21 protein-coding genes and 3 pseudogenes are annotated in these 23,151 nt (G+C 63.7%); 18 read left to right on the top strand and 6 right to left on the bottom strand.

The genetic code is table 11. The features are described from left to right. Positions 1-102: 102 nt before the first annotated feature. The 3 genes and pseudogenes from SGFS_RS20855 to SGFS_RS20845 all read right to left on the bottom strand — a co-directional run. Positions 103-475, bottom strand: a pseudogene (locus SGFS_RS20855) (transposase family protein); the annotation flags it as partial. A 153-nt stretch (positions 476-628) separates the two neighbouring features. Beyond that, positions 629-2,488 carry a hypothetical protein gene (locus SGFS_RS20850; protein ID WP_286252358.1) on the bottom strand — a complete coding sequence of 620 codons (1,860 nt, stop codon included), beginning with the start codon at positions 2,486-2,488 and terminating at the stop codon, positions 629-631. Then, positions 2,485-2,865, bottom strand: a complete 381-nt coding sequence (locus tag SGFS_RS20845; RefSeq protein ID WP_286252356.1) for a hypothetical protein — start codon at positions 2,863-2,865, stop codon at positions 2,485-2,487. Before SGFS_RS20845 ends, SGFS_RS20850 begins: the two co-directional genes overlap by 4 nt. A gap of 305 nt (positions 2,866-3,170) precedes the next feature. Between SGFS_RS20845 and SGFS_RS20840 the strand changes: the two are divergent. The 5 genes and pseudogenes from SGFS_RS20840 (at position 3,171) to SGFS_RS20820 (ending at position 10,657) form a co-directional block, all read left to right on the top strand. After that, positions 3,171-3,899 (top strand): annotated as a pseudogene (locus tag SGFS_RS20840) (transposase). A 228-nt stretch (positions 3,900-4,127) separates the two neighbouring features. Beyond that, on the top strand, positions 4,128-4,304 hold the full coding sequence (locus SGFS_RS51840; RefSeq protein WP_434027655.1) for a helix-turn-helix domain-containing protein: 177 nt from the start codon (positions 4,128-4,130) through the stop codon (positions 4,302-4,304). A gap of 412 nt (positions 4,305-4,716) precedes the next feature. Beyond that, complete coding sequence (locus SGFS_RS20830; RefSeq protein ID WP_286252354.1) at positions 4,717-6,174, top strand: TRM11 family methyltransferase; 1,458 nt, start codon at positions 4,717-4,719, stop codon at positions 6,172-6,174. Positions 6,175-6,189: 15 nt separating this feature from the next. Continuing rightward, positions 6,190-8,715 (top strand): sensor histidine kinase, encoded by a 2,526-nt coding sequence (locus tag SGFS_RS20825; RefSeq protein ID WP_286252353.1) that lies wholly within the window; start codon positions 6,190-6,192, stop codon positions 8,713-8,715. After that, positions 8,702-10,657, top strand: coding sequence for a hypothetical protein (locus SGFS_RS20820; RefSeq protein ID WP_286252352.1), 1,956 nt, complete (start codon positions 8,702-8,704; stop codon positions 10,655-10,657). The genes SGFS_RS20825 and SGFS_RS20820 overlap by 14 nt, the downstream gene beginning before the upstream one ends. 223 nt (positions 10,658-10,880) lie before the next feature. Here the strand turns inward: SGFS_RS20820 and SGFS_RS20815 are convergent, their stop codons facing one another. Both SGFS_RS20815 and SGFS_RS20810 read right to left on the bottom strand, forming a co-directional pair. Next, the gene (locus tag SGFS_RS20815; RefSeq protein WP_286252351.1) at positions 10,881-12,242 is read right to left on the bottom strand and encodes an IS4 family transposase; all 1,362 of its coding nucleotides are present in this window, start codon (positions 12,240-12,242) and stop codon (positions 10,881-10,883) included. A 368-nt stretch (positions 12,243-12,610) separates the two neighbouring features. Continuing rightward, on the bottom strand, positions 12,611-13,708 hold the full coding sequence (locus SGFS_RS20810; RefSeq protein WP_286252350.1) for a DUF1152 domain-containing protein: 1,098 nt from the start codon (positions 13,706-13,708) through the stop codon (positions 12,611-12,613). A gap of 90 nt (positions 13,709-13,798) precedes the next feature. On the opposite strand from SGFS_RS20810, the gene SGFS_RS20805 reads away from it, so the two are divergent. The 3 genes from SGFS_RS20805 (at position 13,799) to SGFS_RS20795 (ending at position 16,077) form a co-directional block, all read left to right on the top strand. After that, complete coding sequence (locus SGFS_RS20805) at positions 13,799-14,539, top strand: GntR family transcriptional regulator (protein WP_286252349.1); 741 nt, start codon at positions 13,799-13,801, stop codon at positions 14,537-14,539. Positions 14,540-14,818: 279 nt separating this feature from the next. Continuing rightward, positions 14,819-15,283: an ATP-binding protein gene (locus SGFS_RS20800; RefSeq protein ID WP_286252346.1), complete on the top strand. Its 465-nt coding sequence runs from the start codon at positions 14,819-14,821 to the stop codon at positions 15,281-15,283. 65 nt (positions 15,284-15,348) lie between these two features. Next, on the top strand, positions 15,349-16,077 hold the full coding sequence (locus SGFS_RS20795; protein WP_286252344.1) for a GntR family transcriptional regulator: 729 nt from the start codon (positions 15,349-15,351) through the stop codon (positions 16,075-16,077). A gap of 39 nt (positions 16,078-16,116) precedes the next feature. Here the strand turns inward: SGFS_RS20795 and SGFS_RS20790 are convergent, their stop codons facing one another. Continuing rightward, positions 16,117-16,527 (bottom strand): hypothetical protein, encoded by a 411-nt coding sequence (locus SGFS_RS20790; RefSeq protein ID WP_286252342.1) that lies wholly within the window; start codon positions 16,525-16,527, stop codon positions 16,117-16,119. 167 nt (positions 16,528-16,694) lie between these two features. Between SGFS_RS20790 and SGFS_RS20785 the strand changes: the two genes are divergently transcribed. The 10 genes and pseudogenes from SGFS_RS20785 to SGFS_RS20740 all read left to right on the top strand — a co-directional run bounded on the left by SGFS_RS20785 (position 16,695) and on the right by SGFS_RS20740 (position 23,114). Continuing rightward, positions 16,695-17,045 carry an SCO3933 family regulatory protein gene (locus SGFS_RS20785; RefSeq protein ID WP_033530342.1) on the top strand — a complete coding sequence of 117 codons (351 nt, stop codon included), beginning with the start codon at positions 16,695-16,697 and terminating at the stop codon, positions 17,043-17,045. A 5-nt stretch (positions 17,046-17,050) separates the two neighbouring features. Further along, positions 17,051-18,427: an FtsK/SpoIIIE domain-containing protein gene (locus SGFS_RS20780; RefSeq protein ID WP_286252339.1), complete on the top strand. Its 1,377-nt coding sequence runs from the start codon at positions 17,051-17,053 to the stop codon at positions 18,425-18,427. A gap of 58 nt (positions 18,428-18,485) precedes the next feature. Then, a pseudogene (locus SGFS_RS20775) lies at positions 18,486-19,189 on the top strand (DUF2637 domain-containing protein). Between the two features lie 19 nt (positions 19,190-19,208). Then, a complete protein-coding gene (locus SGFS_RS20770; protein ID WP_286252337.1) occupies positions 19,209-19,409 on the top strand; it encodes an RING finger protein in 201 nt (66 codons plus the stop codon). Beyond that, positions 19,409-19,600, top strand: a complete 192-nt coding sequence (locus SGFS_RS20765; RefSeq protein ID WP_033530338.1) for a mobile element transfer protein — start codon at positions 19,409-19,411, stop codon at positions 19,598-19,600. The genes SGFS_RS20770 and SGFS_RS20765 overlap by 1 nt, the downstream gene beginning before the upstream one ends. Before the next feature lie 28 nt (positions 19,601-19,628). Next, on the top strand, positions 19,629-19,823 hold the full coding sequence (locus tag SGFS_RS20760; protein ID WP_286252327.1) for a hypothetical protein: 195 nt from the start codon (positions 19,629-19,631) through the stop codon (positions 19,821-19,823). A gap of 36 nt (positions 19,824-19,859) precedes the next feature. Next, positions 19,860-20,123: a SpdD protein gene (locus tag SGFS_RS20755; protein WP_286252326.1), complete on the top strand. Its 264-nt coding sequence runs from the start codon at positions 19,860-19,862 to the stop codon at positions 20,121-20,123. Positions 20,124-20,254: 131 nt separating this feature from the next. After that, positions 20,255-21,577 carry a replication initiator gene (locus SGFS_RS20750; protein WP_286252325.1) on the top strand — a complete coding sequence of 441 codons (1,323 nt, stop codon included), beginning with the start codon at positions 20,255-20,257 and terminating at the stop codon, positions 21,575-21,577. Beyond that, entirely contained in the window at positions 21,550-21,744 is a 195-nt protein-coding gene (locus SGFS_RS20745; protein WP_286252323.1) for a helix-turn-helix transcriptional regulator, read from the top strand. Before SGFS_RS20750 ends, SGFS_RS20745 begins: the two co-directional genes overlap by 28 nt. After that, the gene (locus SGFS_RS20740; protein WP_286252322.1) at positions 21,741-23,114 is read left to right on the top strand and encodes a tyrosine-type recombinase/integrase; all 1,374 of its coding nucleotides are present in this window, start codon (positions 21,741-21,743) and stop codon (positions 23,112-23,114) included. Before SGFS_RS20745 ends, SGFS_RS20740 begins: the two co-directional genes overlap by 4 nt. Positions 23,115-23,151: the final 37 nt, after the last annotated feature.

Below are 23,151 nucleotides of genomic sequence, written 5' to 3'. Positions count from 1 at the left end.
CCTGCGCACGGTTGTCCGGGCTGGACGAGTCCACGGATAGTCCACAGCTGTTGAGTACGGGTCTGGGACGCCCGTGGCGGTAAGAGTCATTGAGGTCTTTCGGCGTTGCCGCTCCAGGGTGAGCATAGCTGCGCCGATTGACGTCATTCGATTCGGGCTGCATCGGGATCGGCGGAAGATGCGCCAGGACTTCAGGCGTGCGATGCCGCGCTCAACTCGGGGCCCGCGCCCTCGACAGCGCCCGGTTGACGGTCTGTTGGGTGAGCGTCAGTTCGCCTCCCGCAGGCCGTCTGGCCGGTGTGGTCACCCACGCGCCGGCACCGATGTAGGCGCGATCGGCGAGGATCGGCACTCCTTGGGGCTCGCAGATCCTGATGATCCAGTGGGCGCGGGCCGCGGTCAGGTCGTGGCAGTGCCCCGGCAGGGCCGAAGACAGCCACAGCACCGAGCATGGTGATCCACTCGATGAACGCATGGGGCAGGTCGAGTGCGGCAGGATGAGGGACCAACAGGGCTCCTGCGCCGATGGGTTGAGACTTCGAACACCTCCCTCAACGGCACGGGAGTCTTGTGCGTTGTGGCCAAGGTTGCTGTCACCCGATCGGTGCCCTCACTGAAAGTATCGCATTCAAATCCACGTGCCCATGACGTCATCATGGCTGGGTTCGAGAACCAACGGCGTACCAAAGATGACGCTGGCAGGGCTTAGAGCAGTTGCTAGTTCTCGGAGATCCCAGCCAATGAGCCCCAGGTAGTTGGCCAGTTGTGGCTTATCGATGAGCCCCGCACTGGAGGCTAGGCCGAGTGCCGCCAGAGCCTCCACCAACTCCTTGTCGCGATCAAGAAGCTGCCACAGGCCACTGTCCAGCAAGGGCTTGCAAACACGCTCTAGGGCTTCCTCGGGCAGCCTGAGAGTCGCGTACAAGAAGTAGAACTCTGCCAATTCCTTGAGCAAGTGCTCTTCGAAGAAACGCAGCTGCTGTCCTGCCCGCGTTGGGGACTCCCGGGCAGCAGCGACAAGGGCGTCCCGCTTGGCCTTCTCCCGCAGAAGCTGATTGCGGTCTAGAAGGAAGTTATCAATTCTTTTCCGCTCGGATTCGGAGATTCCACTCGGGTGGATCAAGCCAATTGTTTCGCCACCGGCTCCGACAATGGCGAAAGCTTGATATTCATGCACTACAGAGAGGAAGTATTGGAGGACTGCCTTGCGCGCATGGTGCTCCTCCCGGTTTTGCTCGGTAGCCCTCCCCACTGCGATCGGCACTCCATCGCAGGTGAATAGTACTCCCGCGCCGACTGCGTGTGCCTGCCCGGGAAGCTCTCCGACAAAGGCCAGCTCCCGCTGACTCATCCGCGCCACGTCGGTTTCGCAGAGCTCCCAAACAGCATCATCTTCGTGCGTGGAGAACTGAAGTCCCTCCATCAGTGAGTGCAACAGGGCACAGCCGCGCATACTTGCAGCCTCATCAACCAGGAGGCCGGGAAATTGCTCAAACTCCTGCTGGGGGTAGAACCGAGGGGCTTCCGCAACCTCTACAGCTCGGGCTCGGTCATATTTATTGAACTCTCCGGACAATTCTCGTACAGAACTGACAAACTTCCTGAGCCGTTGAGTGAAGTAGAGCAAAATCCGGCTCCCCGCTGAAATTCCGTCCCCATGAGGAGCGAGAAGAGCATCAACCAGTCCATAATCGCTATATATCCAACTTCGCAGGTAGGACAGGAAGGCGTCACTATCGCGACTAAACATCTCGCAGTGTTCGAGTGCCAAGAAATATAGATTCTTCACTGTCAGGTAGCCAGCTAGATAGCCGCCGTCCTCAAGGAGTGGCTTAACAAGCAGGCCCGCCTTCTTATCTACGGACCGCTGATCAAGACGAGCATGGGCGAGTGACTCCAACACCGCTGCCTGCATGGCCGAAGCCTCGCTTCCCCCGTATTCCAACGCTGGCGGGCCGTACCGGTGTATACGAAACAGCGACTCTCCCAGTCCGCCTAGACCCACTGCAGTACGATCCGCCTCTTCAGGGCGTTCGGGATTTTCGTAAGCGAAATGATGATGCGCCCACTTAAGGGGTATCGATATGCACGGGGATTTTCCAGGAGTAGCGTCGAACTCGGCAAATAGCGCTAGGCCTTCGGCGTACGGGCGGAGCAAGGAAACAACAGTGTCAGAAATGGTTAGATCACGGAGAGCAGATTCGAGGCTCTCGCTGTCACAGTCCAGGCCAGCCTGCGCCAATTTGTGCTCGGCTCGCATACGCAGACCAGCAATCGCGTTACCGACAGGAGACAGAAAGCACCAGTGATGCGTCAGCTCGTGCAGGAAGGTGCCAAGCAACTTTGGTGAGGCGCGCCCTTCCAACAAACCTGCGGCGTGAGCTCGAAGAGTGACCGGACCCAGCACTGCGACATTGCTGACGGGATCGACGAAGCTTTGGGGGTCGCCGAGGCCGCAGTACTGGTGCGTGCCTGTCTGCCCGATCATTGCGCTTGGGTGCCAGTGGGCGGATCTTGGCTTGCAAGGAATGCCGACAACTCGGCCCCGGAGGCGGTGACTTCAGGGGGAGCCGGTGTGGAGGCCGTGATCCGCAGCGTTCCCTCCTCAACGGAGCCGTCCGGCAGGGTCAAGGTGTAAGTCTTCTCTACGACGCTCTTGCGTTTCGCGAGGGCACTGGAAAGCGACTTAGCGATAGGTATTAGGAGGATCACGATAGCTGTGACCAAGCCTAGGTCTTTATATCCATCCTCCTTGGCATCGACAGCAGCCTTGTCGATGCGCACAGTTTCGCCGAGCTCCTCGCGCAATGCCAGGGCTTCCAGTTCCGTCAAATCTGGCAATTCCAAGGTTGCTGTCTGGGACATTGTGCGCTCCCAATCCCGCGTTCCTACTCAAAGCATCGCACGGATCGATGCTCGTCGCGCGGCGAACTCGGCTGGCCAAAGCGCGCGCCCGAGGAGAGTGGCGGGTCGAGGAATACCTACGGCCAACTCGCCGCCGGCTTCGAGGTCGGCATCGCTACGGTTTACCGCTACATACGTGAGGCGATCACTGAGGTCTTTCAGTGAGGGCACCGATCGGGTGACAGCGACCTTAGCCACAACGCACAAGGCTCCCGTGCCGTTGAGGGAGGTGTTCGAAGTCTCAACCCATCGGCGCAGGAGCCCTGTTGGTCCCTCATCCTGCCGCACTCGACCTGCCCCATGCGCTCATCGAGTGGGTCACCATGCTCATCGTCACCCGCGAGGGTGACCGCCGATGCAAGCTCCCACTCTGGTGTACCTGCGCAAGCACGAGTCCCTCGCACAGATCGCCGCCGGGTTCGGCATCTCGGTCGGCACCGCGCACGCCTACACCAGCGCGCTCATCGAGCTGCTGGCCGCCCGTGCCCCGGGCCTGTTGCCCGCTCTGCGGGAGACGGACCCCAAGTTCGTCCTGCTGGATGGCACCCTGGCCGAGTGCGACCGCCTCGGTGACGGCCGGGCCGACTACTCGGCCAAGCACCGACGGCACGGGGTGAACGTGCAGGTGGTCACCGACCTCCATGGCGAGGTGCTGTGGCTGTCTTCGGCCCTGCCGGGGCGCTGCCACGACCTGACCGCGGCCCGCGCCCACTGGATCATCAGGATCTGCGAGCCCCAAGGAGTGCCGATCCTCGCCGATCGCGCCTACATCGGTGCCGGCGCGTGGGTGACCACACCGGCCAGACGGCCTGCGGGAGGCGAACTGACGCTCACCCAACAGACCGTCAACCGGGCGCTGTCGAGGGCGCGGGCCCCGAGTTGAGCGCGGCATCGCACGCCTGAAGTCCTGGCGCATCTTCCGCCGATCCCGATGCAGCCCGAATCGAATGACGTCAATCGGCGCAGCTATCCTCACCCTGGAGCGGCAACGCTGAAAGACCTCAATGCTGGTGCCGATGTTGAGGTACGCCTTCTGACTGCACGTCTCTGGAGAGATTGGTCACCAGCGCCGTGACTGGAAATCTGCCAGGTGGCTCATTGTGTTTGGTGGCACGGGGGCATCCAGTCGGAGTGGGTATGGCAGCACTGGTGACGGTTCGCCGACCTACCAAGCAGGAGGGACAGAAGCTGCAGCGGATCGTTGGCAGGGAAGCACCGATTGAGTGCGATTTCCATGGGCGATGATGCTGCTGACCTCGTCGGGAGTCAATCCGGTCCTGTTGATCGCGCAGATGGTCCAGGCCGACGAGGACACCATCCGGGACGCGATCCACCGGTTCGACGAACCGGCCTGGCCTTCCTGCAGTCTCGGCGTGTGGGGGACCCTTCGCGCCTGCTGAGGGCATTGAGGGCGAGGCCTTCGTTGTCGAGCTGGCTATCCCCCCGCCACGGGGCGGGCAAACCTCTCATCCGCTGGTCGGTCCGTAACCGAGCAATCCCGTGTTGCTGGTGGCTCGGCCGCCGAAGGAGCAGCGGGGCCTGCCCGGGAAGCGGTAAGAGTGGGCTCGTGCCGAGGCAGAGGGCTAACAACACCTCAGAAGCTGGCGAACTGACATGCGTGTAGCTGCGCGCTTGGCACCGTTTGGTCACGTCATGCCACCGAATCAGCCAACAGGACAGCCTCGTCACCCTCTCTGGCCGCCAGTAGCCGTGACGTGACGACATGTCATCTGCTTCAATCAATGAACTTGTTTACAGTAACTGCGCAGGCGGGGGGCCGGGTTGATCAACTCAATGACGGACCCTGCCGTGATGGAGGGTGAGATGGGTCGCCCATCGGGGCCGAACGCCAGTAGAGCTGATGCGCAGCGGGTTCCCACGCAGAGGGAGGGCCTGGCAGAGCCCCTGAGCCTGCCACCCGATGGCGCCGAGGAGGACCTGGCTGCACGGCTTCGGGAGCGTGCCGCGTTAAGCCCTGAATTTTGGTCATTCTCCGGCCGCTCGCGCCGTGAGGGCGGTCATGGCATTTTCGCTTACCCGGCAATGATGGTTCCGCAGCTACAGGGAGCCCTGCTGGAAGATGTACAAGCAGTCGATCCAACCGTCTCGACCGTCCTCGACCCCTTCATGGGCTCTGGCACCGTGATGCTCGAATCGGCGCGGCGTGGCTTGTCTTTTCATGGGACGGATATCAATCCTCTGGCCGTTCTTCTGGCAACCGTCAAGTCTCATATCTATGACCCTGAACTGCTTGCCAAGGTGCGCCAGCGCATTGCCGTGCGAGTAATAGAGGACGAAAGCCACGAAATTATCGTCAACTTTACTAACCGCGATAAATGGTTTCGCGATGACGTGGCCATAGATCTGTCAAAGCTAAAAAGGGCTATCTCGGTTGAGCGCCCCAGGGTGGTTCGCCAGGCCTTCTGGGTTGCTCTGGCTGAGACTATCCGACTGGTGAGCAATAGTCGGACCTCCACGGTTAAGCTGCACTCGTACAGGCCCGAAGAGATTCAGGCGCGACAGCTTAATGCGATCGATACCTTCCTGCGAATCTCTGCATCCCAAATTGAACAACTTGAGGATCAGGCTGTGGTCCTTGCGCAGGGATTGGATATGAATCCGAGCCTTTCAATCACCTGCACAGTCGCTGATGCTCGAAGTGCCGCCAGGTCAAAGTATCGCGCGACCGCGGATATTCTAATGACGTCTCCTCCTTACGGGGATAACGTTACAACAGTCACCTACGGGCAGCATAGCTACTTGCCGTTGCAGTGGATCGACTCGACTGACGTTCCTGGGATGAGGCAAGAGCTGCTTGAATATACGCGATCGATTGATTCAATCAGCCTAGGTGGAAAACTAAAAGGATCACTGGATTGGGCCGACGAGTTGCGGGTCAAGTCGGCAGCATTCGCACAGTGTCTCGACCAGTTGGATGGTCATCCACGCAACGCGCAGACCAGGATGGTTGCTTTTATTCGAGACCTGGATGAATCGCTTGACGCGATTGTCTCGCGTCTGCGTAGTAATTCCTGGATGTTCTGGACGCTTGGTGAGCGAAAGATTAGCGGTGTCCGCGTGCCTACAGTAGCCATCGTTCGAGACCTACTGGCAGCTCGCGGAGCTCGGCATGTTGAGACGCTGGAGAGAAAGATCCCTGGGGGATCGAAGAGAATGGCAGCGCGGAACGCCAGCGTAGAGACGATGAACAGTGAAAGCGTCTTGGTCATGCGTGGCCCCTGTGACACCCATTGCGATTCCCGTTCGTGAAGGAAGGAGCCACGAATGTCTGAAACGCATGGACCCGAGGTGTTCCACCTAGAAGTCCATCCTTCGGTTGTCTTCAAGCTAGGTGAAGACCTCATCACTGACTCAATGCAAGCCCTTATCGAGCTTGTGAAAAATTCATATGACGCAGATGGCACCTGGGCAGAAATTACAATTGACACCGGTCTCTCTGCCGCAGGGAAGCAAGAGCAGCCTTCGATCAAGCTGAGTGATAATGGCTCAGGCATGACGATCGAGGACATCAGGCGGGGTTGGCTCACGATTAGCAATTCGGTCAAACGGGAAATGAAAGCTCGTGGGATCGCTACTGATCGCGGTAGGACACCTCTCGGAGATAAAGGGCTCGGCCGGCTCGGTGCTCAGAGGCTGGGCGATGTTGTCACTATCGTCACCCGCCCCAAGGGCGGGAACGTAGAGTATGAGTTGACTATCGACTGGCGCGAATTCCAGAGCAAGTCTTCACTTAGTGAAGTCGACCTAACTCTCTTGTCACGGCCAACCAGCAAGCGTCATGGTACGACACTGACTATTACTGAGCTTCGTGAGCCAGAACAGTGGCGCAACGCAGCAATGAGCAGCACTGGCGAGGGCGCGTCCGCCCTCCAGAAGGACCTCTCAGTCATGATCTCGCCGTACGGTGATGAGAGAGGTTTAAAGATTCTCTTGAAGGTCGATGGGGAGCGCATCGACCTCTATGAGCTACCTAAGCGGGTCCGCCGGGCAGCAGAACTTCGCTATTTCCTAGACTATGCCGATGGCACTCTAGAGATTGTTGGCGAAGCGGCCCTGAGCTATTGGGCACCTCAGGATCGAGCTAAGCCAGAGGATAGAGCAGCTTTTGAGGCGCTGCTGCACAGCGATGCAGGCAATGCATTTATGGATTGGCTGCACCAAAGTCGGGCTAGGCAAATGGAAGCCTTTGACTGTCACCGGGCTGATTCCCCGTACCTGTTGCGAGCCCACCGGTCATTCCGGTTGGCGGATCTCGATAATGTGGCGCTACACAGGACGGGCGGGATCGGATCTGACAGTGCTCCTGCGGATCCAGGAAAATTTAACGGTGAAGTAGATTACGTGACTCTGGGGCAGGGTCAACCCGACGCGTTCGGCTCTCGCAGCGAGTTCCGAACTTATTTGAAGAGCTTGGCCGGACTCCGCGTATACCGTGATGGTTTCGGCGTTCGGATGGATGAAGACTGGGTTGGGCTGCGGAAATCTCAGACGAGTGGTTCGTCTTTTTACGCGCTTAGGCCTGAGAATACGCTGGGCTTCATCGATATCTCCGCTCGCGATAACGGCCAATTGATCGAGACAACGGACCGCGAAGGTTTTGCTGACACGCCGCACTATCGCAACTTTATGGCTCTTTTGCAGGCCTGGCGTTCCTTTACGGAGCAATTCCAGACGTTCATTCGCCGTTCATACAATGAGTATCGTCAGGAAACGAGTATCTCTGCGGCTGGGCTCGATCCGGAAGCCAGCACTGAGGTACTCATCCAACATGTCGAGAACACGCACAAGCGCACTATTGTAACTGCGAAGCAGCATATTAAAAGCATTCGGAAAGACGCAGACGAGGCCAGTAAAGGCCACGAGCGAGTGGCTAAAGAGCTCGATGCAAGCCAGCGATCACTCTTCGCTGGCGCCGTAGACCCTGCGATTGAAAAAGAACTAACCAATCTGCGCGCTCGTGAAAAGCGAACTGAAGAGTCAGTCTCCGGGATCGAGGCAATTTTCGACTCGCTGGACTCAGAGCAAGCAGTACTGGACGTACTGAAAAGCCAGTCGGAGCAAATTCGGTCTCAACTGGCACAAACATGGGAAACAGTATCTCTGGGCCTCACGGCTGAAGCGGTTTCCCATGAGGTTGCCCATGTCGCAGAGGGTATCTCCGTCAGAAGTACTCAACTTCGCAAGTATCTCGCCGAAGCTGAAATCGCGGATAGGCGAATCCTCAACTACGTGCAGTACATTCAGTCCGCGGCGAGCGCACTGAAGCGTCAATTGGGCCACCTAAATCCCTCGCTGCGCTACATGCGTGAGCGTCGCGAGCGGCTTTGTGTCTCCAGTTTCTGCGAGGAAATGGTTGGCTATCATCGCGAGCGATTGAGTAAGGGGCCAATCGCTATCGTCGTTTCAGTTGAACGCGATTTCGATGTTGAAGTGAACCGAGGGAAGCTCACCCAGGTAATTGACAATCTCGTATTGAATAGCGAGTATTGGCTACTCCAAGATCATCGGATGGGCGTGCAAGAGGCACCCGAGATCTCTATCAGGGTGAACTCGCCTGTGGTGACAGTTAGCGATAATGGTCGTGGAATCGATAAAAGCGTTGAAGCGACACTCTTCGAACCGTTTATTTCATTCAAGAAACGGGGAGAGGGTAGAGGGCTCGGGCTCTATGTCGTAACGCAGTTGCTCGATTCTGAGGGGTGCACAATCGAGCTAGCGTCCGAGCGTAACGTAAACGGGCGACTGTTTAAATTCCGTTTGGATCTAGGGGGGATGCGTGTTGAAGCGTGATGGGAACACCATGGAGGCTGCGGCGACTGGTGTCGACGCCAACGCGCCAGCTATCCCTGCACAGCCGAGCCCTACGGTTGTTGTGCCTTTCGACGCCAAAGCGGCTTCGCAGGAGCTGCTGACTCTTGCGCGAGTCGACCGGATTATCTGTGTCGATGACTGGTACGCCGAGCGTGAAGACGATGGTGAAGACGTCTTTGCTGCACTCGTCGATGGTCTGCTGAGGATGGCGGACTTACAGAAGATCGCTAAAACCATACCTTCCTTGGAAGTCGATGAGGACTCCTCTACGCCGCTGGAACTAGTCGCCGACGAGGTAAGAAAAGTATGGGGAAACCTAAATCAGGTCGAGCGCGCGCAGATCCGTTCCGCGGTAGCTGGAGGGTTCGATTCTGATCCGCTAGAACCTTCGCCGGAAGAGGACGAGCCAGCCGCAGCAAATTTGAGGGAGTTGCTTGCCGACTCGCGAGAGTTCATCACTCTCTCCCTCTCTTCCTGGCGCAAACAGCGGAGTGCTCTGCTGACCGACGGCAAGAGCACGTTGATCCTCTTTGACCGCGATTTCAGTAGAGAGGGGGCCTCAGAAGACGCCGGTGAGCAGGAAATTGCTGCCCTCCTGCACGATGCCCCAGAAAGTTGGCGTATCGGTCTTCTGACTCACACAGTTGCCGATGCTGATGCAGAAATCGAAGTATGGAAGGCTCTTGCAAAGAAGTTTGATGCGGACTCCTCCCGATTTCTAGTTATCGCCAAAGGGCACCTGTCAGTCAGCCAGGCAGGTTTTCCCCGAATGCTGAAACTTACTCTGCTCGCACCGGCGTTGGAACGCATGCAACAGAGCCTTGCTGGTGCAGTGAGGGGCACATGGGGTGAGGCGATATCGAAGGTTGGGGACATCGACCCGTACACCTTGGAGGCCGCTCTCAACGGGGACAGACTGACAGACGGGACCTGGGGCCCTGAAACACTGCTCAGGATTGCTACAGCCTTCACCCAGGACTCAGTGCGTGCCAAACTGCGGGCCGATGAAAACGTGCACAATTCGAACCGCATAGTGACGAAGCTGAGTCGGGTTAAATTGCCGAATTCTCCTGACCCTGACAGAGTCAGGAGAGAGCTTGCCGAGATTGAGCGATTGGAATATTTCGAATCGCCGGATCATTTGACGCAGTTGCATTTTCCGCTCGAAGTAGGCGATGTTTTCTGCTTCCAGAAATTCGTTGACAAGCCTCATTCTTTTGAACTGGCGAAGGGTAGGAAGGGTGGGGTTGCGGAAGAGGACGACTCTGCGGCTCTAGTTCCGAGGCAGGATGGTGCAGAAAATTACATGATCTTGCTGGCGCAGCCGTGTGACTTGGCGATTCGACACAACGGTAAGAGAACCAATGATCTCGAATTTGTCAGGCTCGCGCCGTTGAAGCGACCCGTCGATGGACGAGTTATTGCGCAGCCTGGTGGGGGTATTGCGACGTCATTTGACCTCCCATTCTTCTTCTCGGAATCGGGTGGCGGTGTTGAAGTCAGGCTCAGTCAGCAGCAGTATGTGCCCCTGACGGCGCTTGATATGTGCGTCCTCAATGATCAAGGCGCTGGCTGGCTGTCTTCGGATCAAGCCATGCCTGATCACGTATTGCCCAATTGGCAGGAGCGTTTCAATATCTTGCGTTCCTGGGTTGTGAAAAAGGTGGCGGCATACAAGGCTATGCAGCCTCACCGCATTGCAGGTAAAGGGGCCGATCAAATTACCGCCGCCTTGACTTGCACCGTACCTTCGCCGGCCCTGCAGTCGCTCATCTCGATCGAGACCTCAACCGTGTTCTATGGTGTGAAAAGAGTTGGGCGCCTTCGAGAGCCGTATCGGTCGGCCCTGCTCTCAAGGATGTCGCAACGCGATTCTCGTGACGCGTTCGACCCGAGTCTTATTGATAAGGGCAATGCGTAGCATCGCTCGCCAGGTGGCGCTTGCGTCAGACAGGAGCGAGGTCGGTGGAGCGGGTTTGGTCGGTGGCCTGCCCGGTTTGGGGTCGAGCATGATCAGGGGGCCGTACGCTGGTTGGCAACTCGGGCAGGCTTTGGGCCTGACCGCAATTAGCACGAGTGGCCCCCTGGTCTTGCTCGACGCGGGACCCTGACCGGGGAGGTGGCTAAAGCCCAAGACCGGGAAGTTAAGGTCTGTCGGCGCTGGTCAGGGTGATGGTGGTGGTCACGGTCGTCTTGTGTCCGACGCTGCCTTTGGTCTTGTTGTAGGCGTAGGGCGACAGGGTGCGTTTGACGCACCGCGGGCTGGTGCGTGAACGGCGCCGTGTGGGCGCGAGGTTGCGTGCTTTCAGCAGGACTTCCGCAAGGAGGGTCGGTCCTGTGGTGTTGGCGGTGATCAGCGTGAGCCGGATGGTGTGCAGGGCCGTGGTCAAGGACAGCCGGTCGGGGTCGACCCCGGCGGTGGTGGCCGCCTGGGTCATGGCGATGCGGGCGGCCTGGTAGACGGTCAGCAGCGCGAGGAGTTCCTGTTCAACTCCCGCGACGGTGCGTGAGCGCAGGACGCGGTCGGCTCCGCGCAGGGTGACCTTGAGCCCGTAGTAGGCGGTCTCGATCTCCCAGCGCTGCTGGTAGAGGACGGCCAGCTCGGCGGCCGGGTGCTCGTGCGGGTCGAGCAGCGTGGTGACCAGGCGGACCGTGCTGGTGCGAAAGGTGCCGTCCGCGGCGGTCCGGGTGACCCGGTAGCTGATCACACGCAGCGTGAGGGCGGTCAGGTGTGCGGGCATCGGACCGCGGCGGCCGTGGCGCATCCACCGGGTGAGCCGGTCACCGGAGCGCCGGTCGGTGACCAGGGTGAGATGGGTGCCGTCCGGCAACGGGCGGATGACGGGCAGCAGACGCCCTGCCTGCACCCGCCACAGCACATCGGCGCCGGTGGCAGCAGCGTCCCGCAGGGCCTCGAAGCCGTCGTAGCCGCGGTCGGCAAGCAGCAGCATGCCAGGCTGCAGAGAGGGCAGCAGAGCACGGGCCTGCGGCCACTCGGTGTACTGCTGCGGCCCGAACACCGCATCGATTAGGGCACGGGTCCCGCACTCCACCAGCGCGGTCAGCCGCACCTGGGGATAGCCGGCCGGACGTGTGGTGCGGGCCGCATGCCGCCTGAACCGGGCCACGTTCGCTTCGCTGTCCGCCACCTCCACGCAGGTGCCGTCCCAGGCCACCAGCCGCAGACTCCGCCAGAACACCCCCGGCGTTGCCGGGGTGCCCACCGTGCCGCGAAGCCGGTCGAACAGCAACGCCAGCGGCTCGACCCCCAACCGCCGACGAGCCTGCCGCAGAGCCGCTGCCGATGGATCGGCAAGTGCCGAACCGGGCCACCTGGCCGTCAACGACGCCCACACCCGGCGGTATCCACACTCCGGGAACAGCACCATGGCCAGCACGAAGTAGACCACCACCCGCGCCGGCAGCAGCCGCACCCGCCGCTCACCCCGGCCCGCCGCTCGAACCACCTCGTCCACCAGCGACGGCGGCACCCACCGCGTCAACACCCCTAAATGACCGGGCAACCACACCCACGACCGGTCCCGAACCACCCCTGCGGTGGCACACTGAACAGACAACGGAGCCCCCTCGGACCGTGACCTCGACACTCACAGTCCGCGCCGGGCTCCGTTCCCATGTCAACCCACCCGACCAGCCACAACAGCCCTAACTTCCCGGTCTTGGGCTAAAGCCGTGGAGCCGACCGCCCCAGCCACGATGCACCCTTTACTGGCATCAGGCGGCTGATCGCCATGAGCGCGGCCCGGCCCCCGGCCGGGCTGGAGCGGGACGTAGGCAGGAGCGCAGGCCCGGCCGGGGGCCGGGCCGCGCGCGGGGAGCGGAGCGAGCCGCCTTGAACCCGTGAAGAAGATTGTTACTCAGCAGTGGATGTGATGCGCCACAGGGGCGCATCGTACTTCTCCGGAGTGCTGCTGATCAGGAGTTGGCGCAGGTCCTCACGTAGGGAGCCGTTGAGGTTCATCGCCTCGGTGATGCGGCGGAACGTCGTGTGGGTGATTCCGCGGTTCCGGGCCTCGGCTTCGAACTGGTCGAGTTGGGACAGCACGGCCTGGGGGGCGAGCTTCAACGGTGGCTGGTCCTTGAGCCATGCGGCCTTGTTGCGCTCGTAGTCGATCTCTGAGTATCCGCAGATTTCGCGGCTGTGTGCCTCTACCTCGTCCAGAGTTGCGCTCACTGTGATGGCGCGGGCCAACTGGTTGCGGCTCAGGGCTTCGTCGAGGTCGACTTCATGGACGGTCGGCCCTTCGTCAGTGAGAGGGACGGGAAGGCCGGCGTCTCGCATCTCGCACGTGCCGCGTACCCCTCGGGCTGTCGCCGCGAGCATCCCGGTTGCTTCGGATGGGTGCCACTCCAGGACCGAGCTGATCGGCTCAACGTCCTTGGCCGTGAAGGTGTGGACGAGAGGGCCGAGGATCCCGCGTAGTTCATCGGGAGGCAGTTCGCCGTCCAGACCGGGGCCTGTCACTAGGAGGCGGATCGGTGCGTTCACCTGGCAGCACGCGGCGAGCGTGACGGCGTCGGCGAGCGGGCTCTTCAGTGTCGGCTCATCGCCTCGGGCGAGGATGTCTCCGCCAACGTCCAAGAGATCGATCGACTCCGGTGACAAGCGGTCCACTAGCTCTTCGAGCTGGCGGGCAATGCCTTCGACTCCGTGGTGTGGGTCGATCAGCGCGAAGGTGTGTGGGAGCTCTGCTGCGAGTCGGGGGAGGGTGGAGCCTGCCGGAGCGATCGGGCGGGCCTCGGCCGGCACTGTCCAGACTGCTGGGGTGAGGTGTTGGAGGCCGGTGAAGTTGTCCGGTCCTCGGGGGCCCGGAACTGGATCGATCAGGAGGCGGTCCCACGCGTACGTGAGGATCACCGCCTGGTCCTCGTCGCCGTAGAGGGCGGCGTGAAGCATTGCGGCGGCGACTGCGTCGCCCCCTCCTCCTGCTGCGACGATCAACCGCTTCATGCGGTTCAGCCTACGGGGTCGAGGGTTGACCACTCACTCTATAGTGGCTACTGGCCATAGCCACTTGGGCTGGGTAGATGAGGAGGAGACATGCCTCAGATCGAAGAGGCTCAGCCGAAGTATCTCCAGATCGCGCACTACATTCGTGATCAGATTCTTCGGGGTGACCTGCGGCCGGGGGACGAGGTGCCCTCGGAGCGGCAGTTGGCGGCGAACTGGAAGGTGTCCCGCCCTACTGCTGCGCGGTCGCTGGAGGCGCTGAGCCATCAAGGGCTCGTCGAGAAGCGTCAGGGATCGGGCACGTATGTGCGCAGCCTGGAGGTCAACCGGCGGGCGCGCGAGTTGTACGGGCGGGCTCGGCAGACCGGGAAGATCTACACGCCCGGTGAGTACGCGGTGATCACCTCAGCCGGTTGGATGGATGCGCCGGACCACGTTGCTGAGGCTTTGGGTCTGGTCAAAGACCTTCGGGCCGTGCATCGGCGGCGGGTGACGAACAATCAGGACGGGCCGATCACGCTGTCCACTTCGTGGTTCGCTCCGGACGTCGGCCACCGCGCCCCGAAGCTCCTGGAGCCGGAGCGGATCCAAGAGGGGACGCTCATGTACGTCGAGAACATGACCGGGCGCCAGGGGAGTTACGCCGAAGACCGTATGTGTGCTCGCAGTGCAACGGAAGAGGAGGCGGCAGACCTCCAGCTGCAAGCCGGGTCTGCGGTCCTGATCGTTCATCACGTCGTCTTCGACCTCCAGGACCGGCCGTTGGAGTTCGCCGAAGCCGCGTATCCGCCGCATCGCTGGGCGTTCGAGCAGGGCTACCCGCTCACCTGATGGCCCGGGAGTTGTGTCGAACCGCTTGCACAGTCCAAGTGGCTAATGCCACTATCCAGGAAGTGGCTAAGGCCACTTGGATTCGGAAGGGGGCACGGAGTGACGAGTCGGCGGCCGGACCAGGGCGCGCGTGCAACTTGCCGGGGATGTCGGGGGCGCGGTTGGAAGCGCGTCGGCTCCCGCACGGCACTGGCGCTCTCCACGGCCAATGACCGCCTCAGTGTCACATCGAAGCGACGCTGCCTCGACTGCGACGGCAGCGGCAAGGAGTGAGTGCGGATGGCCTACACGATCGACCGCTTTCCCTCTGCGGACTCGCCGCGACTCGGTGCCATGACCCTGCACCCTGTCGCGGAGTCCGTACCTCGGGCGCGGCGCTGGTTCCGGAAGTTCATCGCCCCGTACAACCCGGCCTGCTCGATCGACGACTGTGTGTTGATGATCTCGGAGCTGGTGACCAACGCCATTCTCTACGGACGGGCTGACGAGACCTGGACGGTGCGCGTTGCTTGGTACCGCGTGGAGACGTCGCTTCGGATCGAGGTGCATAATCCGGGGTTTCCGGCGAGTGTGCGCATGCGGCAACCGGAGGCCAACGATGCCCATGGGCGCGGGTTGCTCCTCGTCGACTCCATCGCTGAGTCGTGGCACTCCGGTCCAAGTCGCTTCGGTGGGACAGTTGTCTCCTTCGATGTTGCCGACGCGTGGCCGTCCGATGAGGGCGTTGGGCCGGTTCTGTCCTGACGGCCCAGTTGTCGCTAGTCTGGTTGACCAGTTGACTTGGCCAATCTCGACAGGCGGCGGCGTTCATGGCGTATGAAGTGGAGGCACCGAAGTACGTCCGCCTCGCTCAGACCATTCAGCAGCGCATCGAGGACGGCACATATCCGCCCGGCACCCGCGTGCCCAGTGAGAACCAACTCGTGCAAGCCTTTGGGATGTCCCGACCAACCGTCGTCCGGGCTCTGGACCTTCTCAAGCGTGACGGCTGGCTTGAGTCCCGGCAGGGATACGGCACGATCGTCCGCGGACGTCCGGCTGGCGTGGAGCGCAAGGACCGCCGGGGGAGCGAAACGCTCGCACGTGATGAGGCGCAGACCCCTGGGCGGCTGGTCGAGGTCGGTCGGGTTCCTGTTCCGGCGCGCGTAGCCTCTGCCCTCGGCTTGTCGAAGCGTGCCAAGGTGCTCGTGCGCCGGTTCCTTGTCGTCGAGGACGGCGAACCCGTCGAGTTGGTCTCGTCGTACTTCCCCGCCGGCCTGGTCGAAGGCACCGAGCTGGAGAGTGCGAATCCGTTGAGCGGCGGCACCCGTGCTCACCTTGAGACGCGGAAGAAAATCCGCTTCGATCACGTGACAGAACGTGTCTCGGCTCGCCTCCCTGAGCGGGGCGAGGTCGAGCTTCTAGAGCTGCCGGACGGCGTGCCCGTCCTCAGCGTCCTGGTCGTCGCGTGCGACGCTTCTGGCCAAGCCCTGCAAGTCTCTGATGTGCTGCTCCCCGCTGATCGGCAGGAACTCGAAGACACTTACCGGCTCACCTGAACCGGCGGGCCGCCTGCTGCTCGGCTGCGATGGCCTGTCTCAAGTGCGTCGGCTGGCGAGTCGGTAGACCACGTACGAGAAGCCAAGAATGACGTCGACCGCTGCCCACAGGCCGATGATGAGTCCCACGCCGATGGTGGTTCCTACATCGCTCGCGTCCTCGCACAGCTTCAAGGCGTCACCGGTCTGGCCTTGGCACTCGTCGGGTGTGCCGCTGCCGCTCGCGGCGCCCGTGATCACCCAAATCAAAAACAAGATCTGGACGGCCAGGAAGAGCCACAGGAAGACGCGGTGTCGCTTCTTCGGCCGGGGTGTCGTCTCGCCGTGATAGGGGCTGTTTGGCGGAGGGCCATGCGGTGGCTCGGACCATGCGTTCGGTGGTGGCGCGGACCCCTGTGAGTTGCGGGGACCCCATGACTGCGGCTCCTGAGCGCGGTGTTGTTCGTCCATGGCGCGCCCTCCTCTGTGCTGCCTGGGTTCATGGTGCGCTTGCGTTGTCGATCGCGCTCGTTGGTCGCCACTAAGCCACTTGACAAGTCAACTTAGCATCCCTAACTTCAAACTTGCTAAGTCAACTTGTCAGATGGCGAGTTGATCGACTCGAAGGAGAAACCTCTGTGCGTGTGATCCGCATTGACGCCTCGACCGCCACGATCCTGCTCACCGAAGCGCCGGCGCCGAAGGTGCGCGACCGGCAGACCGGGGAGATCGCCAAGGACGCCGTGAGCGGTGAGGCACTGATGACGGTCGGCGTCGTCTTCATCGACGAAGGCGAGTCGTCCCTGATCCAGGTCACCATCCCCGAGAGCGGGGTGACCGACGGGCTGACGGTCGGTGCTCCCGTCTCGCTGCCGGGGCTCATCGCCCGGCCGTGGGAGAGCGTGTTCAACGGCCAGCAGCGGCACGGCATCGCCTACCGGGCCACCGCCGTGGCTCCGGGTGCCTTCCCGATGGCACAGGCGGGCTGATCGCCGTGACCGACCTGGTGACGCTGGCCGAGTGGGGTGCGCCGCTCGCTGCGATAGGCGGCGGCGCGCTCTACACCCGGCACGCCCACCCTGCGGCGTACTGGTCCACGGTCGGGCTGCCGGTCTCGGTGGCCCGGCTGCTGGCCTCGTACTCCTCAACGATGGACGCGTGCGGCCTGACGGTCCCGCCGTCCCGGTTGCGGGCGCTGGCCGTCAAGGCGACCACTCGGCGGGAGATCCGGCCCGTACCGCCTCGGCGGGGCATCATCCGGCCCACGTCGACCGGTCTGCGGCTCCGGCTGCGGCTCGCTCCGGGACAGGAACCTGCGGATGTGGCGGCCTCGGCCGAACGGCTGCGGCACGCCTGGGGCGTTCACGCCGTGTACGTGCGGGACGTCAAACCCGGGGTAGTGGAACTGCGGCTCGTCGGCTTCGACGTCCTGCGGAAGGTGCGGATGCCTCGTCGGACCGTCGCCGGGCCGCTTCGGGTGCCGGTGGCTCTGCGCGAGGATGCGACGGCGTTCGTACGGGACTACCGGGCCGTTCCGCATGAACTCGTCCTCGGCGCCACGCTGTCGGGCAAGTCCATGTTCCTGCGCAACCTGCTCACCGGGCTGGCCGCTCAGCCGGTTGTCCTCGTCGGGATCGACTGCAAGCGCGGCGTCGAGCTGGCCCCGTTCGCGGCCCGGCTCTCCGCCCTGGCCACCGACCCGGTACAGGCGGCAGAGCTGCTGCCCGTGCTGGTGAAGGAAATGGAGGAGCGCTACGACCTGATCAAGGCCCGGCAGGGTATCGCCCCCGGTACTCCGGATGAGCTGATCACCTCTGACATCTGGGGCCTGCCGGACGACGAGCGCCCGTCTCCCGTCGTGCTGTTCATCGACGAGGTGGCGGAACTCTTCCTCGTCGCCACCAGGAAGGAGGAGGAACGGCGGGACGAGATGGTCACTCAGCTCATCCGCCTTGCCCAGCTCGGTCGTGCGGCCGGCATCTATCTGGAGGTGTGCGGGCAGCGCTTCGGTGCGGAGCTGGGCAAGGGCGCCACCATGCTGCGGGCGCAGCTGACCGGCCGTGTCTGCCACCGGGTCAACGACGAAGCCTCCGCCAAGATGGCGCTCGGTGACATCGCCCCGGAGGCGGTCTACGCGGCCTGCGGCATCGCGCCCGAGCTGCCCGGCCTCGCCGTCGTCGGCGACACGTCCGGCGGCTGGTCCCGCATCCGCACGCCTCACCTCTCCCTCGCCGAAGCGGCGGCCATCTGCCGCGAGACGGCCCACCTCGCACCCGACGTGCCCGCGCTCGCGCCCTTCCGCCCCTACGTCCCGCCCGCGCCCGTGGAGACGTCCGGGCCGGTAGCCACTCCTCGCCCCGTCGTCGAGTAGCCGCACCCATTCCCACGGTCGGCGCGACCGTCCCGCGCGCCACGTCCCTACCCCACCCATGCCTGAAACCGGAAGGAGTCGCGCCGTGCCTGCCCTGCCTGTCCGTGTGGACGCCGTACTCGTCCAGGCGCTCATCGCCGCCGCGCTGTCCTTCGCCCACCTGCACGACCTTGCCTCCGCCGCCGGACAGGACGGCTGGAAGGCATGGGCCTACCCGGTCTCCGTCGACCTGCTGATGGTCGCGGCCTGGCGACGGCTCCGCTCGGGGGAGGCGAAAGCCGCCGGGTGGTGCTGGTTCCTCGTCGCGCTGGCGGCCTCTCTCGGTGCCAACGTCGCCACCGCCGGACTGCTCGACCTGGACGACGTGCCCGCCTGGCTGCGCATTCTCGTCGCCGGCTGGCCCGCGGTCGCCTTCCTCGGCGGCACGCTCCTCGCCCACGGCGCACCCAAGACACCCCGCGCCATGGCCGACACCGAACCGCCCTCGACGGTCACGGACTCGGCACCCCAACACCGCCCGCCACCGAGGTGGAGCCGCCCGTGACGGTGGCCGAGCTGCCATCCGCCGAAGCCGGATCGGCTCCGCCCTCGCCCGCCCCTGTACCGCCCGCTCCCGTACCTCCTGCCCTCGTCGCCCTCGCCCGGAAGGTCGCCGACGAGCACCACGTCCGAACCGGCACTCCCATCGACACCTCGACCCTTCGCGCCCGGCTCGGCGTCCCGATGCCGCTGGCCGAAGCCATCGCCGCTCAACTCACCTGACCTCGGAGGACTTTCCATCTTGCGACCGTCCACGCTCCGCGCGCTCAAGCGTGCCGCCGAGCTGACCCGACAGAGCCGCCTCACCGAAGCCGTGCTCATCGCCGAACCGGTGATCCTCGCCGCCGACAGCTACGAGGGCGACGAGATCTTGCGCTGGCTCGCCGACCACGTCACCGACTTCACGGGCGAAACCCCCAACGACCAGAAGGAGAACCCCTGATGCCCGCCAACCGCCGCTTCCGCAACCTCGTCCGCATCGGTCCCGTCCAGGTCGGCACGTACTACGACGGCCGTGGCCGTGAGAAGCACACCGCCGCGTGTACGGCTCCGCGCTGCGGCTTCTCGACCGACTACGACAGCCGGGCCGCCGCCGAGCTGGCGGCGCGCACCCACCGCTGCGCCGTCCGCTGATCCGAGACGACACCCCCGAGGAGATCCCGTGACCGTCTCGTTGCCGCTCGTCTTCGTCCTGGGCGTCATCGCCTGGGCCGCGATCAAGTTCCTCGGCGTCCGCATGTGGGTCGCCGTAGTGATCGCGCTGTTCGGCTTCTGGCTCTCGCACACCGTCCTCGCCCCGGCCATCGAGTCCGGCACCCGCTCCGGGGTCGACGTCGTCAACGGCGCCCGCGACTGAGCCAACGACTGCACACAACCGCAAAGGAGACCTGCCGTGTTCCGTCCCAAGCTGCCCGACACTCCGCACGTCCCGAGCATCACCACGCACATCCCGCAGAACCACGCCCCGGTTCCGGCTCACTCCGCCGGCCGCCCGGTTGCTCCGTTCGTGGGCGTCGGTGTCGGCGCGGTCGCCGCGGTGGTGGTCGTGGGTGTCGTCCTCACCGCGCTCCTGGCGGCGGTCGCCGTCTCGGCGATCTCCGTGGCCATCGCCGCCGTCGTCCTGCGCTCCCTCGTCACCGACGCCAACAGGCGCTGACCGGCCGCCGGGGCGGCAACAAGCCGCCAAGCATCCAGCCGCCCCGGGGCCGTCCCTCCCAACCGCCGAAACAGCCGAAAGGAAGACCCATCATCACCCGGCAGACTCCGCCCCCGCTGGCGGAACTCTCCATGCTCGCCTCACTCGGCACCCTGCCCGAACTGGCCCGCCAACTCTCCGGCCTGGGCGGCTGCACCCACCCCGTACGCCTCGACGGCCACCGCACCGAGTACGCCGTCGACACGACGACCGGTGAGATCGGGCGCGTCCTGCACCACCTCGACTCGACCACCCTCCCCGCCGGAAACCTCCTCGTCCGCTGCAACAACCGCCGTGCCACCCGCTGCGCGGCCTGCGCGGAGGTCTACCGCCGTGACACCTTCCACCTGATCACCGCCGGACTGCGCGGCGGCAAGGGCACCCCCGAACAGGTCGGCACGCACCCCCGCGTCTTCGCCACCTTCACCGCCCCGAGCTTCGGACCGGTCCACAACCGCCCCTCCAGCGGACGGCCCTGCCGCTGCGGCGTCCGGCACGAGGACACAGCCCCGGTCCTCGGCACGCCGCTCGACCCGGACACGTACGACTACGAAGCGGCTGTGCTCTGGAACGCCCACGCCGGGGCCCTGTGGCGCCGGTTCTCCATCTACCTCCGCCGCGAGGTCGCCAAGCTGGCCGGCCTCACGCAACGCGCCTTCCGCGACCACGCCCGCATCTCCTTCGCCAAGGTCGCCGAGTACCAGAAGCGCGGAGCCGTCCACTTCCACGCGGTCATCCGCCTCGACGGCCCCGAGGGCGGCGACACCTCGCCCCCGGCCTGGGCCACGGCCGAGCTGCTGAGCGACGCCATCCACGCCGCTGCCACCGCCGCTCGCGTCGGCGGTCCGACTGTCGACGGACGGGCCCACACCTTCACCTTCGGCCGTCAGCTCGACGTCCGCCCGATCCGCTCGGCCGACTTCGACGGCGGCCAGGAGCTGACCGAGCGGGCCGTAGCGGCGTACATCGCCAAGTACGCCACCAAGGGCGCCGAGACGACGACCGGCACCCTTGACCGTCCGATCCGCTTCCTCGCCGAGCTGGCCGGGGCCCGGATCACCGACCACGCCCGCCGCATGATCCGCACCGCCTGGACCCTCGGCGCACGCCCCGAACTGGCAGACCTCCGCCTACGCGCCTGGGCGCACATGCTCGGCTTCCGCGGCCACTTCTCCACCAAGTCCCGCCGCTACTCCACCACCCTCGGCGCCCTCCGCGACGCCCGCGCCGAATGGCGCCGAGCACAAGCCGCCCCGCCCACACCCCAGGACGGCGAAACCACGCTCGTCCTCGCCCACTGGGTCTTCGCCGGTACGGGCCTCAGCGCGGGCGAGACCTGGCTCGCCGCGTCCCTCGAACCCGCCCCTGGAACGGAAGGAGAGCCGACATGGACTACCGCCGCGACGAACTCATGACTGTCCCGCAGGTCCTCGACGAACTTGGCGGAGTGCCCCGGCGGACGTTCTATCGCTGGCGCGAACTGGGATTGGGGCCCGCTGCTTTCAAGCTCCCCAACGGTGAGCTGAGAGTGTGGCGGAGTGATTTCAGGACGTGGCTGCGGCAGTTGGAGGCGGCGGCGTGAAGTCTCTCGACGTGAAAGTCTGGGGTGTTCGGAAGCGCGACACCAAGACGCCCTCGTACGGTGTCCGCTGGTCCGTGGCGGGCAACGTCTTCTCTGACAGCTTCCGGACCAAAGCACTCGCTGATCACTACCGCGCGAAGCTGATGCGGGCCATGCGGGACGGCGAGGAGTTCGATACGGAATCCGGGCTCCCGGCGTCCATGGAACAGCAGAAAGCCACCGTGTCCTGGTACGACTTCGCTCTCAGGTATCTGGCAATGAAGTGGCCGCACGCTGCTCCGAACACGCGCGATGGCATCAATGAGTCACTGACGAGTGTGACCGTAGAGCTCCTGGACGAGCGTGCGGGGCGTCCGTCTGATGAGGCGCTCCGCAGAGCGCTGCGGAACTGGGCATTCGTACTGCCGGGGCCCTCTGATCGGGAGCTTCCGGACGACGTGCGGAACGTTCTCCACTGGGTGTCCAAGGCCTCTCGACCACTTGCCGATCTTGCTGACCCCGCCACGGCCCGCGCGGTCCTCGATTCGCTGAAACTGAAGCTCGATGGCACCGCAGCCGCGGCGGAAACTGTGCAGCGTAAGCGCAGGACGCTGGTCAACGCCGCGAACTATGCCGTCGACCTGGGGGAGCTGCGCGAGAACCCCGTCACGGCGGTCCGCTGGCAGAAACCGAAGGTGTCCAACCAGGTGGACTCGCGCGTGGTCGCCAACCCGGAGCAGGCTCGCAATCTTCTGGCGGCCGTTTCCTATGTGGGCGGATACCGGCGTGCCCGCGGCCGTCGCCTCGTGGGTCTGTTCGCCGCTATGTACTTCGGCGGCCTTCGGCCGGCGGAAGCTGTCGGCCTCGTCGAGACGGACCTGACCCTCCCCGAACGGGGCTGGGGATCAGCTCTCCTCCACCGGACCCGCCCCTCCGTCGGCAAGCAATGGACCGATTCGGGGGAGACCCATGACGCCCGCGGGCTGAAGAACCGGCCGACCGATGACGTGCGGCGCGTGCCGATCCCGCCTCACCTCGTCGCTGTACTCCGCGAACACCTGGTCACCTTCGGTACCGCCGACGACGGGCGGCTCTTCTTCAGCGAGAAGGGCTCGGTCGTCCCGTCCTCGACCTACTACCGCGTGTGGCAGGAGGCTCGGCTCCTCGCGCTCCCGCCGGCCGTCGCTGCCTCGCCGCTCGCGAGTCGGCCGTACGACCTCCGCCACTCGGCGCTGTCGACATGGCTCAACGCTGGCGTCGACCCCACCGAGGTCGCCGAGCGCGCCGGCAACAGCGTGGAGGTCCTGCTGACCCGCTACGCGAAGTGCCTAGACGGACGGCAGGACGTTGCCAACCGGCGCATCGAGGACCTCCTTCGCGAATACGAGTGAGACTCCCTCATCCCATTGAGGCTCCGGGCATTCTGTC

The organism is Streptomyces graminofaciens, assembly GCF_030294945.1.
In the GTDB taxonomy this organism is placed as follows: domain Bacteria; phylum Actinomycetota; class Actinomycetes; order Streptomycetales; family Streptomycetaceae; genus Streptomyces; species Streptomyces graminofaciens.
Note: the sequence above shows the minus strand (reverse complement) of the source record. Positions and strands in the feature narration are given on the sequence as shown.

What these genes read in the sequence shown, in the direction of transcription:
- SGFS_RS20845 (WP_286252356.1), bottom strand. Translation starts at nt 2,865, where the DNA reads ATGTCCCAGACAGCAACCTTGGAATTGCCAGATTTGACGGAACTGGAA.
- SGFS_RS20830 (WP_286252354.1), top strand. Translation starts at nt 4,717, where the DNA reads ATGGAGGGTGAGATGGGTCGCCCATCGGGGCCGAACGCCAGTAGAGCT.
- SGFS_RS20790 (WP_286252342.1), bottom strand. Translation starts at nt 16,527, where the DNA reads ATGGACGAACAACACCGCGCTCAGGAGCCGCAGTCATGGGGTCCCCGC.
- SGFS_RS20750 (WP_286252325.1), top strand. Translation starts at nt 20,255, where the DNA reads ATGCTCGCCTCACTCGGCACCCTGCCCGAACTGGCCCGCCAACTCTCC.
- SGFS_RS20800 (WP_286252346.1), top strand. Translation starts at nt 14,819, where the DNA reads ATGGCCTACACGATCGACCGCTTTCCCTCTGCGGACTCGCCGCGACTC.
- SGFS_RS20745 (WP_286252323.1), top strand. Translation starts at nt 21,550, where the DNA reads ATGGACTACCGCCGCGACGAACTCATGACTGTCCCGCAGGTCCTCGAC.
- SGFS_RS20850 (WP_286252358.1), bottom strand. Translation starts at nt 2,488, where the DNA reads ATGATCGGGCAGACAGGCACGCACCAGTACTGCGGCCTCGGCGACCCC.
- SGFS_RS20795 (WP_286252344.1), top strand. Translation starts at nt 15,349, where the DNA reads ATGGCGTATGAAGTGGAGGCACCGAAGTACGTCCGCCTCGCTCAGACC.
- SGFS_RS20825 (WP_286252353.1), top strand. Translation starts at nt 6,190, where the DNA reads ATGTCTGAAACGCATGGACCCGAGGTGTTCCACCTAGAAGTCCATCCT.
- SGFS_RS20765 (WP_033530338.1), top strand. Translation starts at nt 19,409, where the DNA reads ATGCCCGCCAACCGCCGCTTCCGCAACCTCGTCCGCATCGGTCCCGTC.
- SGFS_RS20810 (WP_286252350.1), bottom strand. Translation starts at nt 13,708, where the DNA reads ATGAAGCGGTTGATCGTCGCAGCAGGAGGAGGGGGCGACGCAGTCGCC.
- SGFS_RS20805 (WP_286252349.1), top strand. Translation starts at nt 13,799, where the DNA reads ATGCCTCAGATCGAAGAGGCTCAGCCGAAGTATCTCCAGATCGCGCAC.